The 17,971-nt window shown below is 59.2% G+C and carries 14 protein-coding genes; 4 read left to right on the forward strand and 10 right to left on the reverse strand.

Annotation, left to right across the window (positions count from 1 at the left end; genetic code table 11):
• Positions 1-126: 126 nt before the first annotated feature.
• The 5 genes from GSQ93_RS02715 to GSQ93_RS02735 form a co-directional block, all read right to left on the reverse strand.
• Entirely contained in the window at positions 127-1,392 is a 1,266-nt protein-coding gene (locus GSQ93_RS02715; protein WP_158934127.1) for an MFS transporter, read from the reverse strand.
• A gap of 40 nt (positions 1,393-1,432) precedes the next feature.
• Positions 1,433-1,996 (reverse strand): isochorismatase family protein, encoded by a 564-nt coding sequence (locus GSQ93_RS02720; protein WP_158934128.1) that lies wholly within the window; start codon positions 1,994-1,996, stop codon positions 1,433-1,435.
• A 106-nt stretch (positions 1,997-2,102) separates the two neighbouring features.
• Entirely contained in the window at positions 2,103-2,567 is a 465-nt protein-coding gene (locus GSQ93_RS02725; protein ID WP_158934129.1) for a MarR family winged helix-turn-helix transcriptional regulator, read from the reverse strand.
• A 938-nt stretch (positions 2,568-3,505) separates the two neighbouring features.
• Positions 3,506-3,676, reverse strand: coding sequence for a hypothetical protein (locus tag GSQ93_RS37575; protein WP_174254570.1), 171 nt, complete (start codon positions 3,674-3,676; stop codon positions 3,506-3,508).
• Positions 3,677-3,998: 322 nt separating this feature from the next.
• The gene (locus GSQ93_RS02735) at positions 3,999-4,319 is read right to left on the reverse strand and encodes a DUF4148 domain-containing protein (RefSeq protein WP_158934130.1); all 321 of its coding nucleotides are present in this window, start codon (positions 4,317-4,319) and stop codon (positions 3,999-4,001) included.
• Positions 4,320-5,070: 751 nt separating this feature from the next.
• Here GSQ93_RS02735 and GSQ93_RS02740 point away from each other — a divergent pair.
• Positions 5,071-6,003: a 2-hydroxyacid dehydrogenase gene (locus tag GSQ93_RS02740; RefSeq protein ID WP_158934131.1), complete on the forward strand. Its 933-nt coding sequence runs from the start codon at positions 5,071-5,073 to the stop codon at positions 6,001-6,003.
• Positions 6,004-6,124: 121 nt separating this feature from the next.
• Entirely contained in the window at positions 6,125-7,489 is a 1,365-nt protein-coding gene (locus GSQ93_RS02745; protein ID WP_158934132.1) for an MFS transporter, read from the forward strand.
• Positions 7,490-7,505: 16 nt separating this feature from the next.
• On the opposite strand, the gene GSQ93_RS02750 is transcribed toward GSQ93_RS02745, so the two are convergent.
• The 4 genes from GSQ93_RS02750 to GSQ93_RS02765 form a co-directional block, all read right to left on the reverse strand.
• Positions 7,506-9,257: a tetratricopeptide repeat protein gene (locus GSQ93_RS02750; protein WP_158934133.1), complete on the reverse strand. Its 1,752-nt coding sequence runs from the start codon at positions 9,255-9,257 to the stop codon at positions 7,506-7,508.
• 123 nt (positions 9,258-9,380) lie between these two features.
• Positions 9,381-9,977 (reverse strand): lipocalin family protein, encoded by a 597-nt coding sequence (locus GSQ93_RS02755; RefSeq protein WP_158934134.1) that lies wholly within the window; start codon positions 9,975-9,977, stop codon positions 9,381-9,383.
• A 116-nt stretch (positions 9,978-10,093) separates the two neighbouring features.
• Positions 10,094-11,476, reverse strand: coding sequence for an ATP-dependent RNA helicase DbpA (gene dbpA / locus GSQ93_RS02760; RefSeq protein WP_158934135.1), 1,383 nt, complete (start codon positions 11,474-11,476; stop codon positions 10,094-10,096).
• 12 nt (positions 11,477-11,488) lie between these two features.
• Complete coding sequence (locus tag GSQ93_RS02765) at positions 11,489-11,686, reverse strand: hypothetical protein (RefSeq protein ID WP_047895277.1); 198 nt, start codon at positions 11,684-11,686, stop codon at positions 11,489-11,491.
• 247 nt (positions 11,687-11,933) lie between these two features.
• On the opposite strand from GSQ93_RS02765, the gene sbcD reads away from it, so the two are divergent.
• Positions 11,934-13,157 carry an exonuclease subunit SbcD gene (sbcD, locus tag GSQ93_RS02770; protein WP_158934136.1) on the forward strand — a complete coding sequence of 408 codons (1,224 nt, stop codon included), beginning with the start codon at positions 11,934-11,936 and terminating at the stop codon, positions 13,155-13,157.
• Entirely contained in the window at positions 13,154-16,591 is a 3,438-nt protein-coding gene (locus tag GSQ93_RS02775) for an AAA family ATPase (protein ID WP_158934137.1), read from the forward strand. Before sbcD ends, GSQ93_RS02775 begins: the two co-directional genes overlap by 4 nt.
• A 28-nt stretch (positions 16,592-16,619) precedes the next feature.
• On the opposite strand, the gene GSQ93_RS02780 is transcribed toward GSQ93_RS02775, so the two are convergent.
• Entirely contained in the window at positions 16,620-17,906 is a 1,287-nt protein-coding gene (locus GSQ93_RS02780; RefSeq protein ID WP_216857572.1) for a tetratricopeptide repeat protein, read from the reverse strand.
• Positions 17,907-17,971 lie beyond the last annotated feature (65 nt).

Here is a 17,971-nt window from a genome sequence, read left to right on the forward strand (position 1 = left end):
TAGGTCGACAGTTCGAATCTGTCACGCCCCACCAAGTATTTAAAAGGGTTTGCAAGCTTTTAGCTTGCAAACCCTTTTTCATTTTGGCGTCGGTTTGTCGCTCGGAATATTCAAAAACACCCCCCTTCAAACCACCGCATCCCCCTCATCGATACTAATCCGTACCCTCCCCGCATCGATAAACACGCGCAGTTGCCGATACCTCACCAGATACCGAACCCCGACCATCGCCGCAGCAAACCCCGCCGCTGCCGCAACGCCAAGCGCCCAACGCGGGCCGAACGTATCGGCGACCCAACCTACAACCGGCGCACCCAAAGGCGTGCCGCCCAACGCGATCGCCAAAAAGATCGCCATCACGCGGCCGCGCATGGCGGGTTCGGTGGATAGCTGCATCGTGCTGTTTGTCGTCGTGGTGATGGTTTGCGCGGACACGCCAATGACCACAAGCGCAAGACCAAAAAGCCCATAGCTAGGCGCGATCGCCGCCAGCGCACAACCGGCCCCGAAGACAGCGGTACTCGCGAACAACACGCCAATCCGAGGTTTCGCCCGCCGCGCGGCAAGCAGCGCGCCCGCGATCGTTCCGATCGCCATGATTGATGTCAGGAGTCCGTATTGACTCGCTCCGGCATGAAAGACGGTGACGGACATCGTGGAGATAAAAATCGGGAAGTTGAGCCCGAACGTGCCGATCAGGAACAGCATGAGCAGCACCGCTTTCAAGTCCGGCCGCTTCCAGACATATCGAAACCCTTCCGCCAAGCTCCCCCGCGCGCGGACGGCCCGCTTGCTCAGATGAAATTCGTCAACACGAAGAAAACCCAACGAGCAGAGCACCGCGACAAACGACGCCGCGTTGATCAGGAACACCCATCCGGTCCCCACCGATGCAATCAGCACACCGGCAATGGCGGGACCGATCATTCGCGCAGCGTTGAACGATGTGGAGTTCAGCGCCACTGCGTTCGACAGATCGGTTTCACCGACGAGATCGGCGACGAATGTCTGCCGCGCGGGGGCATCGAAGGCACTGACGCTGCCGAGCAAAAACGCGAATACGTACACGTGCCACAACTGGACCCATCCGGCGACCGTGAGAAGTCCCAGCCCAAGCGCGAGCGTTCCCAAAGCGGCCTGAGTGCCAATCAGAAGTTTGCGTCGATCGAGATGATCGGCCGCAAAACCAGTGAACGGCAGCAAAAGCAGATGCGGACCGAACTGGAGCGCCATGACCACGCCGACCGCGGTCGCATTGTGATGGGTCAGTTGCGTGAGCACGAGCCAATCCTGGGCCGTGCGCTGCATCCACGTTCCGATATTGGAGACGATCGCGCCACCGGCCCAGACCCGATAGTTAAAGCTGTTCAGCGAGCGGAAGGTGCCGTTCACCGGACGGCTCCCGCGGCTGCAATCTCCGCGCTGAACGAACTCACGCGCGCGTGCTGCCGAGCAGGTCGATGATCTCCCGGCTCGTGCCGGTCTCGCCCAGCCTTGGGAAGATGCGCGTGATGCTGTTGGTGTGGGCATCGGCGTTCATGTCGGTCATTGCATCGATTGCCAGTGTCACGTTGAATCCCAGCTCGTGCGCATAACGTGCGGTCGACTCGACACCCACACTGGTCGCCACTCCGGCAATAACAACTTGCGTGACACCCAGTTGCTTCAGATGTTCATCGAGATCGGTATTCGTGAACCCGCCCCACGTCCGCTTCGTGACGATGTGATCTTCCGGCTGCTGCTTTAACTCGGGGACAAGATCGGCCCAATCGGCGGGAAGACCGGCGAGGTTGCGAGCCTGCTCAGAGCGGCCCGGCGCGCCGCCGGCAACGTTGACGAGCACGACGGGTAAGCCGTGGCTACGGAACGCGTCGAGCAACTCAACGGCGTGCTTGACGACGTCACTGACGGGGTGCGCGGTGGGAAGCGCAACAATGCCCTTCTGCAAATCAATGACGACAAGAGCCGTCTTCGGATCGAGTGTAGTGATGGTCATGGTGTTTTCCTTTCAGCGAGTTGAACTGCGACGCGTCTGGCATGAGACGCGTCAAAGAGGGTAAGTGAGCCGGCGGCGCCGCTTGTGCCACGCGAGTTCGGAGCACTCAGGAATCGACGAGCCGGTTGAGCAGCGCCACGGTGGTCACAAGCGCCTCTTGTTCCGAGGCCGTGAGCTTGGTTCGAATAGCGCGGAACAACCAGTCCTCCCTGGCCGCTCGGCTCGCCTTGATCCATTCGCGGCATGCGTCAGTGAGGGACAAAATGGTCTGACGTCCATCGGCCGGATCGGGCGTGCCGGTCACAAACCCGGCCGCCTCGAGGGCCGACACGGTGGCGCCCATGGATTGCGGGCGCACACCTTCAGCGCGAGCGAGCGTGGTCACGGTCGCGGGGCCCTCGCGCTCCAGACGGCTAAGCGCGGACATCTGGGACAGAGTGAACTCCCCCAGACTGGCCTCCTCGCGCAACCGCCGCTTCAGCTTGCCAAGCACCACGCGCAATTCCCCCGCCACAGCGTGCGCATGCGCGACTTCGGGATCGGTATGTTGGGTTTTCTCGTTCGTGTTCATGTCGGAACGTTAACATATACGAAGTCAAACTACCAAGTTAAACTTTGTATTTAGTCGATGGACGACGATCGGGCGGAACATGGAAAATCGTAGAAATGTGAGCGCTTGGCTGTCGCCTGCGGAGCACGCGATCCGAATGCCGGTAGCATGCGTTACACGCTCGGTGATAGTAAATGGCGTTTCCAGCGTGAATCGTCCAATGAGCGTCGCTATGCATCTGTCAATGAAATGACAGCGCAAACCCGGGGGCGATAAATCCAATCCTTCGCTAACAATTCGCTTATTAAGTCAGATTAATAACGCTACGCAATCCTTATCTTTGGCAAAAAATCCTCCCGAAAGCATTACCGGTTTTATGGCCGGTAATGAAGAATTGCTGAAGCAGAACTATTCCCCGTAAACATTGTATTTTAGGGCCTGTAAATATCCCACGGGATCAGAAATTTAGATTCAAACCCTTACCCGGCGCGTGTTTTCCTATTTGCACGCGTTGTTTCCGTTTTTTTCAATTACTAACAACCACGTTTACCCGAACACGAGAAAATGATTAATCGAAAATCTCGTTTAACGGGGAGCACGAATGCACGCCATTCCACTCAACTATAACGATCATGTTTTGGTGCCCCTTGCAGCCGGTGAGCGCGGCAGTTTTGCGGCTATGGTCATAGTCACCAAACCGAACGGCGCGCGTTGGGCATCGGGCGTGCTCGGTCACTTCGCCGAAGCGGACGATGCCTGCCGGTTTGCTATCGAATATGGAAAAGCAGAGGTCGACGGAAGGAGGCGTCCCAGAGCAGTGAAGTCGCATGCCGACTCGCATGCTGATACTGATCTGGGAACGAGCCAAACCGCTCCCCGCTGCGGTTCCGTCGCCGCCCCATGAACTTATCATTTGCCCGCCGCACGTTGCGAGTGGGCTCTTTGCTTTTAGCGACGCATTAATGCTTATGGTGCATCCAACTCATGTGGTGCGCATCGAGCCACTCACGCATGCGTAGCCATCCGGTGCCGTCCTCTGGATGTTCCCGTCGATACCGGCGGCCCGATATGGCAGCAATAACTATCAGGACCGCAAGGACCACCACAAAACCGATCATCGACTCAGTCATGGCCGCCTCCTTAATGCGTCACAGCCTGCCTATATTTTAGGTCACGCTTTTTGAAATGCGAACCTTCCCGCGTGCAAGCGTTGTCTGCGCTCCGCGTTCGGAGCGCGCCCTTCCGCGTGCAGCCGAAATACGCAAAAAAAGCCCAGACAGTGAGCTGGGCAAGTCCAACCGGGATCGGACCCGTTGGAGGAGGTGCGGATTCAATTTTTTAGGCGATGCGCGCAGCCATTTTGTCCACTCGGGCCACGCCGCCCGACGACTCATATTCGGTTAGTCGTCGGCGTCTTCTCATACTGCGTGATGCTTAATGTGATTGATCTGATTAATGGCCCATATACACAGAGTGCACGCTGTCGCCAAATGAAGATTGGACAGCGACTCCGGAATCTGAAGAGCCGTTAGCCACGCCGCCGTAGCTGCTGGCACCGGCGTTTTGCGCCGCGACGCGTGCTTCTGCAGCTTGAATGTTAGCGGGGTAATCGAAATCGTTCGCTGTTGCCGGGTTGTAGCCGGCCTTCTCGATCTGGATCAATTGTGCCTTCACTTCGGCGCGGGTCAAAGGCTGTTGGCTCGACTGAGCAAACGAAACGGCCGGGACGGCGAGCACTGCGGCAACTACAACGGCTTGAATGAGCGACTTCATGATACTTACCTCCGAATCTTGTTTTGTCGCGAACAACCTTGTTCGCGTTCTCTGATTCAAGTGTAGGTAAGCTGTTTCCGAAAATTAACTACGATGCGCGCAAGAGATTATTGTTGTTTTAGGTAGAAACCCTGAGATTATCTGGGAGCAGATGTAAAGTCGGCGTGTCCCGTAATTTTCCGAAACTAGCTCGCATCTAGCGACACAATCCAGCTGAACGATGGCCCGATTCGATCTCTCTAAAAACTAACAGATAGATAAATCATGGTCAGGCTCTTTCTTGTCGTGGGACTTGCGATTGGACTTTCGGGATGCGTAGTTGCGCCTCCGTAAGGGTATGCCCCAGCGCCAGGATATGGATACGCCTATGCGCCCGGGTATTACGCGGCGCCAACAGCCGGCGTAGGGATCGGGTTTGGTGGTGGGGGGGTGTTGTTGGCGTAGGTGAGGGATTTGGAGGCAGGTTTGCCGCGAGTAAGCCACCCTTTCCTTTCGAGGTGGCTGAGGCGTAGCTATCCTTTTCAGAGCATATAAAAATGTTAGAACTACGAATTAGATGGTTGCGAAGGCCGTCATCAGGTGGACGCGATCGAATCGCTGCTTCAGCCATCGAAAGCACTATAGAAGCAGAGGGTTGGCCGAATCGCCAACGTGCCTGGACGCTTTAAACCGTTTAAACGCGCGAGAGAGGTCCCGACGTCATCTCAAAAAATGCGAAACTTGGCCCTTCGCTCCTTCAACCCTCGCGCCCATGCTCCCCACTGTCCTCGTTCTGGTCCCGCTTCGTCCCGAGAGCCGAACCACCGTTGCCAACGCCTTCAACGTTATTACGGCACTCGATCAACCCGCGATCGATCAGGCGCTGACCAACCATGCCGACGAAATCCGCGCTGTCCTGACAAACGGCACCATCGGCATCGATGCGGCAGCCGTCGCGAAACTGCCGAACCTTGAACTGATCGGCGCGTTGGGCGCAGGCTACGAAAACATTGCGCGCGACGCGGCTCAAGCCCGCGGCATCACCGTGGTGAACGGCGCGGGTACCAACGACGACTGCGTCGCCGATCACGCTTTCGCGCTGCTCCTTGGCGTCGTCCGCCAGATCCCGGTGCTCGACCGCGCATGCCGCGCGGGCGTATGGCGCGACGACCTGCCGTTCCAGCCGAACTTCTCGGGCAAGAAACTCGGCGTGATCGGGCTTGGCAATATCGGCAAGAAGGTGGCTAGAAGAGCGCAAGGCTTCGATATCGAGGTCGGCTATCACAATCGCCGGCCGCAACCGGACTCGCCCTATACGTACTTCGACTCAGTGATCGCGCTGGCCGAATGGGCCGATTACCTCGTGGTCGCGACACCCGGCGGTGCATCGACGAAGCATCTGATCAACGCCAGCGTGCTCGCCGCGCTCGGCTCCACAGGCTACGTGGTGAACGTGGCGCGCGGCAGTGTCGTGGATACCGCCGCTCTGGCGGACGCGCTGGAGCGCGGCGTGATCGCCGGCGCGGGACTCGATGTCTACGAAGGCGAGCCCGCCGCGCCCGCGTTGCTGACAGGCTCCGAGCGCGTCGTGCTGACGCCCCATGTGGGCGGACGCTCACCGGAAGCGGTAGCGGCGTCGGTCCAGATGTTCGTCGATAACGCCACGCGGCACTTCGCCGGCGAGGCCGTACTGACACCTGTTTGAAAGCTCCCACGGGGGTGCCCGGCGAGCTTCGCCACGATCCCGTATCGTGTCGGTCTATCGCCGATCACGTCCAATCCTAAAAACCGTGTCAGACCAAACCACTCTTCCTACCGACGGTCCCATGACCGCGCTCCAGCGTCGCGGCATGGCGGCGCTCCTGCTCGCCGTTTCGCTCGCCACGCTCGATACGGCCATCGCGAATACCGCGCTGCCCGTAATCGCCGCCGATCTCCACGCTACGCCCGCCGCATCCGTCTGGATCATCAACGCGTATCAGCTCGCGATGGTCGCCACGCTGCTGCCATTCGCGGCGCTGGGCGGTATCGTCGGGCATCGGAAGATCTATCTAGGCGGGCTGATCCTGTTTCTGGTGGCGTCGCTGACCTGCGCGTTGTCGTGGTCGCTGCCGTCGCTCACCGCGGCTCGGCTGTTGCAGGGCGTGGGTGCGAGCGCCGTGATGAGCGTGAACACGGCGCTGATCGGGGCAATCTATCCGCATCACAGGCTTGGACGAGGCTTTGGGCTGAACGCGCTGGTGGTCGGGATATCGTTCGCAGTCGGGCCAACGGTCGCGTCCGTCGTGCTCTCACTCGGACCCTGGCCGTGGCTGTTTGCGGTGAATGTGCCGATCGGATTAGTGGCGCTGGCTATCGGCTGGACGGCGCTGCCGCAAACACCGCGCGCCACGCACGGCTTCGACCGCGTGGCGGCTGTGCTGAACGTAATCACCTTCGCCGCGCTGGTGTTCGCGCTTGGCGAAGCGGCGCAGCGCGCGCCCACGCATATCGTGCTGATCGCGCTGACAGTGACGATTGCGGCGGGCGGGTTGATGCTGCATCGGGAACGTGGTCATCCGGCGCCGATGCTCCCCGTCGATCTCTTCAAGCGCCCGATGTTCGCGTTATCAACGGCAACCGCCGTGTGCTCGTTCGCCGCGCAAGGGCTGGCGTTCGTGTCGCTGCCGTTTTATTTCGAAAGCGTGCTCGGGCGCAGCCAGGTGGAGACCGGCTTCCTGATGACGCCATGGTCGGTGATGGTCGCATTGCTGGCGCCGGTCGCCGGGCGTTTATCGGATCGATATCAACCCGGGCTGCTGGGTGGCATCGGCCTCGCAATCATGTGCGTAGGCATGACGTCCCTGGCGTTGTTGCCGGCACATCCTCATGCACTCGATATCTGTATCCGCATGGCCCTATGCGGCGCAGGTTTCGGGTTCTTTCAATCGCCCAATCTGAAGGCGCTGATGGCGAGCGCGCCGCGCGAGCGGAGCGGCGGTGCAAGCGGCGTGGTGGCAACCGCTCGGCTGATCGGCCAGGCGACCGGCGCGGCGTTGGTCGCGCTGAGCTTTGGCATTGCGGGGCATCATGGACCGGCGCTGGCGCTCGCGATTGGCGCGGGCTTCGCAGGCGTGGCGAGTATTGCAAGCGGCTTGCGGCTGATTACCCGCGATAAACCCATCGAAGCGATGCGGACAGCGGAGAAATAGGCCGCGCGCAAAACATTCACCCCGCCATCAACGCCGCTTTCGCCCGCGCCACCGGGTCAGTCCAGTCTCCCAGCGTAGTCTGCTTGAACAGCCGCGTGCGCGGATACCAAGGGCTGTCGTCGCGGTTCTGCATCCAGCGCCAGTCGTTATTCGCCGGCAAAAACACCCACACGGGTTTGCCAAGCGCACCGGCCACGTGAGCCACCGATGTATCCACTGTTATCACCAGATCGAGTTGCTCGATCAGCGCGGCGGTATCGGCGAAATCGTGAATGTCGTCGGTCAGATCGTGCGGTTTCAGCGCGCACTCCGAATTTGAAAGCTGTTCCCGGGCCGGCCCCTTCTGCAGCGAAAACCACTCGGTGTTCGCCACCTCCGCGAAGGGTGACCACGCGGCGAATGGCATCGAGCGGAATTGATCGTTGCCGAACGTCGGGCTGCCCGCCCACACGATGCCAATCTTCCTGCGAGCGCCCGCCAGTTTTTTCACACGCGCCGGCCACGAACCAATCCGCTCGGCGCTTACGCTCATGTAGGGCGTGTCGGCGATAACGCCAGGAACGAGATGTGCCACGCGATGCGGTACGCTCATTGAAGGCGTCCAGTAGTCGTATTCGTTCGTCGGACCCATGCGCAGCGCCCGACGCACCCCGCGCACGCTCTGGATCAGCTCCACGATGTTCTCCGGCACCCACACATCGACGGTCGCACCCATTTGCTCAAGCACCGGCGCATAGCGCGCGAACTGAATCATGTCGCCGTGCCCCTGCTCGCCGGCGACCAACAACGTCTTGCCTTGCAGCGATTCCCCGTGCCATTCCGGCACCCCGGGAATGTTCATCGGCGTGTACTTGCTCGAGCGCCAGCGCACTTCGTGCAGCGCCCAGCCTTCCCTGAAGTTCCCGCGTCGCAACTCCAACAACGCCAGGTTGTGCTGTGCGTCAGCGTGGTCGGGCGCGAGTTCCAGCGCGCGCCGATAATGCGGCTCCTCTTCCTCAAAACGCCCCTGCGAGCCGATAGCCGCGCCTACGCAGACATGAATCTGCGGATCGTCACGCAAGGTCAGCGCCCGGCGATACTGCGCCTCCGCCTCCACGAATTTCCCAAACAGCCCGAGCGTCGTGCCGAGATTCACGTTCGCCTCGAAGTGGTCCGGTTTCAAAGCAAGCGCCCGATGCAAGCTCGCGACCGCTTCGTCGAATCGCTTCAGTTCGCGCAGCGCGTTGCCTTCGCCGAAATGCGCGTGGAAGTTGACCGGATCCCGTGCAAGCGCCTCGCGATATACCGCCAACGCTTCGTCGTAGCGCTTCGCGGAAGCGAGCGTTGAACCGAGGTTTAAACGGGCGTCGATGAAATCAGGATCTTGAGCAAGCAACAGCTCGAGCTGTTCGATGGATTCGTCGAAGCGGCCCTGCTTTTGCAGCGCTGTGCCAAGGTTGTTGCGTGCGTTGGCGAACGCCGGATCGATGGCGAGAGCGCGCTCGTAGCACGCCACGGCATGAGGAAGATCGCCTAGCGCCGTAGCCACCAGCCCGCGATTACTCCAGCACGCGGACCCGCCGGGAGCAAGCCCAAGCGCACGATCCAGCAACGTCGCGGCGTCTTCGTTGTCGCCACGTTGATGCAGCAACACACCGAGGTAATGCAACGCATCGACGTGATCGGGACGTTCTTTGAGAATCGCGCGATAGCCACTTTCCGCCTCGGCCATATGGCCTGCCTGATGGAGATCCAAAGCGGCAGCGAGGGGTGCGGAAAGTTGATTCATGGCGGCGTATTCATCAAAGTGGATAACCTCTCGATGCTAAGCGCTGCCTTCCCGTCCAGCTATCGGATTCCTCCTATCCCTTGTTTCGCTGGTTGAGGTTATGAGTTTCGCTGATGGGGGGCATCAATCTTTATCACCGGGGGAATGGAAGCCCGGCTTGCCGATTTGTTCCGGCGTCTGCGGCACGCGACGCAATCGCGAGGTGTCGTAACCCATCTCGTCCAGGCGGCCCAGCAGTTCATGGTATTTCGCGTCGCTGATGTCCGGCGAGCGCGCGAAGATCCAGGCCAGCTTCTTCCCCGGATAACCGAGGATTGTGTATTGATAATCCGGATCGACATAAAGCGTTTGCTGGCTCGCGTAGATCGGCCAGAAAATGCGCACGCTCCATTCGGCGTTATTCGTTCCGGGAACGATTGAATCCGTGAATTGATAATGCTTGAGCGGGGCGTCGAATGAGCCCTTGTGCGCGTAATATGAATCGTCGATTTTACCGTCATCGCGAAGTTTCCATTGCGCGTAACTACCGACGAAATTGTCTTCGGCGAAATACGGAATGTTAGCGACGATATACCAACGTCCCATATAACGTGGCAAATCGACCGAGGCGAGCTTCGGCTCTACGCTCGCGCGAGGATTGGGGTTCGGCGGGGAGGACATGCACGCGGTCAATAGCAGCGTGAACAAAACAGCGACAACAACGCGCGAATAGCGGGACATGGGGCACCAAGGTATCGATTAAGGGCGGATATGAATGCATACGCATATCCGCCCTGACTGGTTTCATCGATTCATGGGTGCAAATTGCAGGCCCGGCGCTCTAAAACTAAATGCGCTTAAATGCGCCGCACCTTCACCTTCTTGCCCTTCACCTTGCCCGCCGACAACTTCTTCACCGCCTGATCGGCAATATCCCGCGCGACCGCCACGTACGTGACCATGTCCGTTACGTTGATCTTGCCGATCTGCGAGCCTTCGAAACCGGCGTCGCCGGTCAGCGCCCCAAGTACATCGCCGGGACGAATCTTTTCTTTACGGCCGCCCAGAATCTGCAGGGTTGCCATGGGCGGCTGAAGATGACCCGGCGTCGCCGGCGTCAGTTCGCTCAGCTTGTGCCACTCCACTTCCTTTTTCTGCGCCTGTTCGATCGAACTCACGCGCGCCATTTCATTCATGCTCGCGAGGCTCAGCGCCCAGCCTTCCTGATCGGCGCGGCCCGTTCGGCCAATGCGGTGAACGTGGATCTCGGGATCTTGCGTGACATCGACGTTGATCACGGCTTCCAGTTGCGTGATGTCCAGCCCACGCGCGGCCACGTCAGTCGCGACCAGCACCGAGCAACTACGATTCGCGAACTGCACGAGCACCTGATCGCGTTCGCGTTGTTCGAGTTCGCCGTGCAGCGCGAGCGCGTTGAAACCTTGCGCGACGAGGACATCGAGTAAGTCACGGCACTGCTGTTTCGTGTTGCAGAACGCGAGCGTGCTCACCGGCTGATAGTGATCGAGCAACTGGCCTACCGCGTGCAGGCGTTCGTTGTCGTGGACTTCGTAGAAGCGCTGCTTGATCTTCGAATTCGTGTGCTGCTCGGTGAGCTTGACTTCCTGCGGCTTGCGCAGGAATTGCTGGCTCAGTTTCGCGATGCCTTCCGGATACGTCGCGGAAAACAGCAACGTCTGGCGATCCTTCGGACATTGCTTGACCACCGCGACGATGTCGTCGAAGAAACCCATGTCGAGCATGCGGTCGGCTTCATCGAGGACCAGCGTTTTCAGCGCGGTCAGCGGCAGCGTGCCGCGTTCGAGGTGATCCATGATCCGCCCGGGCGTTCCCACGGCAATGTGACAGCCATGTTCAAGGCTGGCGATCTGCGGGCGCATGGGCGAGCCGCCGCACAGCGTCAGGATCTTGATGTTGTCCTCCGCGCGCGCAATGCGGCGGATTTCCTGCGTCACCTGGTCGGCGAGTTCGCGCGTCGGGCACAACACAAGCGCTTGAACGGAGAACAGTCGCGGATCGATTTTCGCGAGCAGCGGCAACGCGAATGCGGCCGTCTTGCCGCTACCCGTCTTCGCCTGCGCGATGAGATCGTGGCCTGCGAGCGCGATCGGCAGGCTGGCGGCCTGGATCGGGGTCATCGTCAGATAACCGAGTTGTTCGAGGTTCGCCAGCATCGCCGGCGAAAGCGGCAAGGCGTTGAATGAAGTTGGGGTGGTCATGAGCTTAGGTTGTTACTTTGCAGCAGGTTTCGGCGGGACCGAATTGTCCTGCTCGTAGGTGATCGTGCCGTCGGGCGCATCGTGGCGCAGCACTTTGTTGCGCGCGCCGCACATAGGGCAGCGGAACATCAGGCCTTGGCCTTCATTCTTGATAAGCACGTCGGCGAGTTGCCATTCGGCGCCGCACGGCTGGTTTCGGCAGATAAACATGATTGATTTGAGCGTAATTGATGGGGTTGCGGCGTGAAAAGGGCATCGGCCAAGGCCGGCGCGCGCTGTTTTACGCGCAATTAGAAGCCGAAGTGTACGCGTACACGGCGCAATTGCCTTGTTTTACGGCATTTTCCGGGGTCTTATAGGTCGATTAGCGGCCCGTTCCGGCGCTTGGGGCAAGTCGATCGGCTAAACTGGCAGCCACTAAAACGATGCGCGGCAACGCCTTCAACCCACCTCCCCGATGCGAATCCTGCACACCTCGGACTGGCACCTCGGCCAGTACTTTCTTGGGCATTCCCGCCAGGCCGAACATCAAAAGCTGATCGCGTGGCTCGTCGAGCAAACGCGGCTGCACGCGGTGGATTCCGTGCTGATCGCCGGCGATATCTTCGATACCGGCGCACCGCCCAGCTACGCCCGCGAGATGTATTACTCGCTGATTCTTGCTTTGCGCGATGCGGGCGTTGGTTTGACGCTGCTGGCGGGCAATCACGATTCCGTCGCCGTGCTCGAAGAGTCGCGCCATTTGCTGACGGCGTTGAATACCGTCGTCATTCCCTCCGTGCAGGACGATCCGAACGAACAGGTTCGTGTGCTCACCACGCGCGACGGCAAGCCCGGCGCGATTGTCTGCGCCATCCCGTTCATCCGTCCGCGCGATGTGCTGCAGAGCATCGCGGGACAGAGCGCACGCGAGAAACAGCAGTCGCTGCAAGACGCGATTCACGCGCACTATCAGGCGCTGTTCGCGCTGGCCGAGCAGAAGCGCGTGGAGCTTGGCGTGCATTTGCCGATTATCGCGACCGGTCATTTGACGACGGTCGGCGCGAGCGCGAGTGAATCGGTACGGGAGATTTATGTGGGCGCGCTGGAAGCCTTTCCAACGAGCGCATTTCCGGCAGCCGATTACATCGCGCTCGGGCATATTCACCGGCCGCAGAAAGTGGGCGGGTTGGAGCACATTCGCTACAGCGGATCGCCAATCCCACTGAGCTTCGACGAAGCCCGGCAGCAGAAAGAGATGCTGCTGGTGGATGTATCGTCGGACGGACTTGAACGCGTGACTGTCCTCGACGTGCCGTGCTTTCAGCCGTTGTTGTCGGTGAAAGGATCGTTGAGGGAGCTTGAGGCTGCAGTCTCCGTGGCTGCGTCCCAGGCAGTTGAAGGCGAGACCGTGTGGCTCGAAATCGTGGTCTCTGCCGATGACTACCTAAGCGATCTCCAGTCGCGTGTCCAGAAGATTACCGAAGACCTGCCGGTCGAAGTACTGCGCATTCGTCGCGAGCGTTCTTCTTTCTCTGCCGCACTGCAGTCGCAAGCCAAGGAAACCTTGAACGAACTCACGCCCGATGATGTATTCGCGCGCCGGCTGCAAACGGAAACCATCGACGAGGAAACGCGCTTGCAGCTTTTATCAATGTATCGCGAGGTTGTGGCTGAGATTGGCGAGGCGGATGCAGCATGAAGATCTTGTCGTTGCGTTTGCGGAATCTCAACTCGCTAAAGGGCGAATGGAAGATCGACTTCAGCCAGCCGCCGTTTCGCGATAACGGCTTGTTCGCGATCACCGGCCCGACCGGCGCGGGCAAAACCACCTTGCTCGATGCGATCTGCCTTGCGCTCTATCACCGCACGCCGCGCATGGACACCGTCTCGCAAGGAACCAACGAGCTAATGACGCGGCACACGTTCGAATGCCTCGCGGAAGTGGAGTTCGAGGTGAAGGGCGAAGGGTATCGGGCGTTCTGGAGCCAGCGTCGCGCACGCGATAAAGCCGACGGCAATCTGCAAGCGCCCAAGGTGGAACTCGCGCGTCTGGATGGCACGATCATGACCGAGCGGATCGTGGACAAGTTGAGGAAAGTCGAAGAGATCACCGGACTCGATTTCGGCCGCTTCACCAAGTCGATGATGCTCGCCCAAGGCGGTTTCGCCGCGTTCCTCGAAGCGAAGGCGAACGAGCGCGCCGAGTTGCTCGAAGAACTCACTGGCACCGATATCTACGGCACGATTTCGCAGAACGTATTCGAGCGGACGCGCAATGAGAAGCTTGCGCTGGATACGTTGCTCGTACGCGCCGATGGTGTTCAGTTGCTGACTGAAGAGCAGCGGTCCGGGTTGCAGCAAGAACAGATCGCGGTCGGTGAACAAGAAGCGGCGCACGTCAAGCAACTCGATACAACGCGTGGGATGCAGGCGTGGCGATCGGCGTTATCGGCAGCGGACGTGCAGCTTGAACAGGCGCTGACGAATCAACGACAAGCGGAAGCGAAGATTACCGATGCCAAGCCTTCGCTCGATCGTTTAGCCGCGAGTGAGCCTGCCGAAAAGCTGCGTGCGGATCATGCGGCCATGCTCACGGCACGCGACGGGCATGTGAAGACATCGCGTCAATTAGCGAGCGCCACAGCAGACAAGCAGGCTGTGTCGATCGATGCGGCGCGTGGTCTACGTGTGGCATCGGCGATGGGTGAACGGATAACGGAACTTCGACAACGCACACTGAACGAGATTCTGGCCGACGCCAAAGCCGTGCAGTCCACGCTCGATGAACATCCGCATCGAAGCAGACTTGGCGAGCAGATTGTGTTGTGGCAGCAGCAATTCGCGATGCGCCAGCAGACGCTTGGCGACATTGAGACGACCGGCAGAAAGCGTGATGAGCTAACGCTCACGATCGGTAAGCAAGCCCAAGCGATCGATGTTCAGCGTATTGCCGTGCGGGACGCAACGACCGCAGCCGAGCACGCGCGCAAAGGCGAAGCCGAGCAGCGCGCGAAGCTTTTGACGCTGTTGAACGGCGAGCACGAATCTGCTTTAAAGACGCGGTGTCAGCGCCTTCAGGATCAACATCAATTGTTTGGCAAGCTTGCGCATATCGGCGAAACGATTGCTCGGGGGACCAAACAACTCGCACTGGATCGCGAAGAACTTGCGCTGAAAAACGCATCGTTCAAACCGCTGCCGGAGCAACGCGATCGCCTCGCCAAAGAGATTGAAACGCTCGTTGAGCAGATTGAGGACAAGCGCAAATTAATGCATCAGGAACAGCGCATTCTTGATCTCGCCGGTCACCGCGCAGCGTTACAGCCTGGAGAAGCCTGTCCTTTATGCGGATCGCTGGAGCATCCGTCGATCAGTGCGTATGCATCGCTCGATGTCTCCGCGACCGAGCAAGCGTTGAAGGGCAAACAACTCGCGTTGGATAGCAAACGCAAGGAAGCTTTGGCGATCAATGTCGCTATCGCGGAGTTGAATGTGGCGATCGAGCAACTCGGAAAACGTATCGCTACATGGATCACCGACGCTGGTTCGCACGCTGCAAGCTGGACGCAGTTATGCGCCCAACTTGAACTGGAAACCATTGAGCAAAGCGCGCTCGATAACCATGCGCACGAACACGCGACCAAGTTGAAGCACGCGCAAGAAACGCTTGCCGCGGTGGATCAACAGAAGACGGTGATTGAGCAGCACGCGAACGCCGCGAATGCGGCGGAACGGAAATCAGTCCAGCATCTGCACGATCTCAAGCTGCTTGAAGAGAAGCAAAGCGCTGCGGAAAAATCGCTTAAAGAAACCGCCGATCACGCAGCGTCATTGCAGGGCGCGCTAGTTAAGCGAGAGCAGGCGCTTGACGAATCCGTGACGTCCGTCGGCTACTTGCGCCCGGATTCGTGGGCTTCATGGCAAACGTGGCTCGGTGAGCGTGATGCCGAATGGAAGGCGTGGCAGCAGGCATCGGAGCGAAGCCGCACATTGGCGCAGCAGACAGATCGAGCGCGGCAAGCGCTTGAGGCTTCGTCGTCCGAGGCGGAAAAATGGTCCACGCGATGGGCCGCTTGCGAAGCGGATTTTGTCGAATCGCAGACTGAGGTTGTTGCAGCGACGGACGATGCCGACGCCGCGTTTTCATCGGCTATAAAACACTACGAAGCCGCGCGCGATAAAACCACCGCGCTGGAAGGTACGCAGAGAACGCTAACGATACGCCTGAGCGAAGACACTGAACGCGCGGAGAAAACATTAGCAGCGTGGACGAGCGCGTTGGCCAAAAGCATCTTCGCCGATGAACAAGCGTTCACCGAAGCGCTGTTGCCGAACGAAGAACGCGAGCGCTTGCAAACGTTGAAACGCGAACTCGATGATCTGTTGACGACGGTGCGCACGCTGCGCACGAGCGCGGAAAATCATCGTGCGGAATTGCTGAAAGAGCCTAAGACCGAACAAGACGCAGAAGCATTGCAACGCACGGTTGATGAACTGCTTGCAACGTTGAAGACACTGAGCGAAAAACAAGGCGAGCTTCGCGCGACGCTCAAGAACGACGACCGCTTGCGCGTGGAAAAGCAGGCGCTGTATCAACAGATCGATGCTCAACGCGTTCGCTTCGACTTGTGGCAACGCTTGAGCAGCCTGATCGGTTCCGCCGATGGCGCGAAGTATCGAAAGTTTGCGCAAGGCCTGACGCTCGATCATTTGATCTATCTCGCGAACCGGCAACTCACGCAATTGCATGGGCGATACCAGTTGAACCGCAAGCTCGCCGGCGATCTGGAAATGGAAGTGCTCGATATGTGGCAGGGTGACATTGCGCGCGACACACGTACGTTATCGGGCGGCGAAAGCTTCCTGGTGAGTCTTGCGTTGGCGCTGGCTTTATCGGATCTGGTTAGCTTCAAGACTTCCATCGACTCGCTGTTCCTCGATGAAGGTTTCGGCACGCTCGACGGCGAGACGCTGGAGATTGCGCTCAACGCGCTCGACTCGTTGAACGCAAGCGGCAAGATGATTGGCGTGATCAGCCACGTGGAAGCGCTCAAAGAGCGCATTCCGCTGCAGATCAGAGTGACGAAAAGCGTGGGCATCGGCTTTTCGACGGTGGAAGTTGTGGGCGCTTAGTGAGCGCTTAGTGAGCGCTAGTGGCCGCTTATTCCTCGCGGCGGACCACGATCTCCTGTGACGCGATCTTCTCAATCACGAAGAACGGCATGTCCAGACGCCATTCGCCTTTCTGCACGGTCGCTTGGTAATCGAACAATGGCTTGCCATCTGCCGAGCTGAAAATCAGCCGTTGCGCAGCGCCCTCCGGCAGCGCACTTTCGCCGCCGATCGCCTGATAGCTGGCATTGCTGCCGACGTGGAATTTTTCCGTGTTCCATCTGTTCGGCGCGTGCGGGGGGAACGGTTTGGCATCGTGGAAACCGAACAGATCGTCGTGGGACAACACGCTTTTGCGCAATGTCGGCCAGACGTTCTCGCGTAAATAATGTTGGTCGATGAAGCGCCCGCTGTTCGTGTTCTTCGCGACGAATTGCTGCATCGATCCAACAGCGTTATGCAGGACGCCTGAGCATCCGCCCCAAAGTCCCGCCAGAATCAATTCCGTGTGAGTGAAGTAGTCGCGGATGACGTGGAAGTAGTACGGACCATTGACCCATTCCTGTACCGCTGCGTATTCGCGCTCGGACAACAGCGCGTCGGCATCGCGGAGAAGGAAGCGTTTGACGCTAGAATCATCGATCACGAGAAAGCGCCACATCAGCGGATGAATGCCCGAGTCATGGTCCATGAAAACAACTTCGGCGCCGGCTTCCTTGAGCCTTCGCTGAACATGGTCAGGAACAGTTGCGTCCAGATAAACACGACACGTCCAGCCCTTGAACATGTCGCGCGTGATCTCCGCGTTCATGACAGCAGGCTCGCAATATCGCGGATTCGATCCAAACAGCGAATACGCGATCACGTTTTCAGCAGGGTTCGCCGGGTTAAATTCGGGCGGTGGGGAATCGGGAATTAGCTCGCTCGGATTAGCGCCGCATTTGGCGTCGGAAGCGCGTAAGGAGCGCAATCCGTATTCGCGCATTTCTTCAGTTTTACCCAGCCAGCCGCACACTTCGACCAAGCCATCAAGCCATGTCGACGACGCCAGCTTGCGCTTGCTCGCGGGTGCGTTGTGGATGCTCATGTATATCTTGTACGCGTGGTCGTACTCTTTGATACGCATGAGGCACAGCGCGTAGTCCGGCAAAATCGTCATGTTGTCCGGTGTGATTCGAAGCGCTTCTTCGGCGAATTTCGCACCGTTCTGAAAATCCCCGGCCGCGTACGCCGTCTGGAACTGTTCGGCAATGTTGGCCAGGCGCGCTTGCATAGCCGCAGAGGATTGGCGCATGCCGCCGGATTGTTTCGCTTGTTGAAAATTAGGTCGGGCCATGAAGTCTTATCGGTTATTAGCGAACGAGCATTGTTCGTACGCGCGCTTGTGCCGCAGCGCCGAAC

Source organism: Burkholderia sp. S171 (genome assembly GCF_009766085.1).
Lineage (GTDB): Bacteria > Pseudomonadota > Gammaproteobacteria > Burkholderiales > Burkholderiaceae > Caballeronia.

Bases quoted from the DNA above. Each gene is read 5' to 3' on its own strand.
- GSQ93_RS02720 (WP_158934128.1), bottom strand. From the start codon at position 1,996: ATGACCATCACTACACTCGATCCGAAGACGGCTCTTGTCGTCATTGAT.
- GSQ93_RS02725 (WP_158934129.1), bottom strand. From the start codon at position 2,567: ATGAACACGAACGAGAAAACCCAACATACCGATCCCGAAGTCGCGCAT.
- GSQ93_RS37575 (WP_174254570.1), bottom strand. From the start codon at position 3,676: ATGACTGAGTCGATGATCGGTTTTGTGGTGGTCCTTGCGGTCCTGATA.
- GSQ93_RS02735 (WP_158934130.1), bottom strand. From the start codon at position 4,319: ATGAAGTCGCTCATTCAAGCCGTTGTAGTTGCCGCAGTGCTCGCCGTC.
- GSQ93_RS02740 (WP_158934131.1), top strand. From the start codon at position 5,071: ATGCTCCCCACTGTCCTCGTTCTGGTCCCGCTTCGTCCCGAGAGCCGA.
- GSQ93_RS02745 (WP_158934132.1), top strand. From the start codon at position 6,125: ATGACCGCGCTCCAGCGTCGCGGCATGGCGGCGCTCCTGCTCGCCGTT.
- GSQ93_RS02750 (WP_158934133.1), bottom strand. From the start codon at position 9,257: ATGAATCAACTTTCCGCACCCCTCGCTGCCGCTTTGGATCTCCATCAG.
- GSQ93_RS02755 (WP_158934134.1), bottom strand. From the start codon at position 9,977: ATGTCCCGCTATTCGCGCGTTGTTGTCGCTGTTTTGTTCACGCTGCTA.
- dbpA (WP_158934135.1), bottom strand. From the start codon at position 11,476: ATGACCACCCCAACTTCATTCAACGCCTTGCCGCTTTCGCCGGCGATG.
- GSQ93_RS02765 (WP_047895277.1), bottom strand. From the start codon at position 11,686: ATGTTTATCTGCCGAAACCAGCCGTGCGGCGCCGAATGGCAACTCGCC.
- sbcD (WP_158934136.1), top strand. From the start codon at position 11,934: ATGCGAATCCTGCACACCTCGGACTGGCACCTCGGCCAGTACTTTCTT.
- GSQ93_RS02775 (WP_158934137.1), top strand. From the start codon at position 13,154: ATGAAGATCTTGTCGTTGCGTTTGCGGAATCTCAACTCGCTAAAGGGC.
- GSQ93_RS02780 (WP_216857572.1), bottom strand. From the start codon at position 17,906: ATGGCCCGACCTAATTTTCAACAAGCGAAACAATCCGGCGGCATGCGC.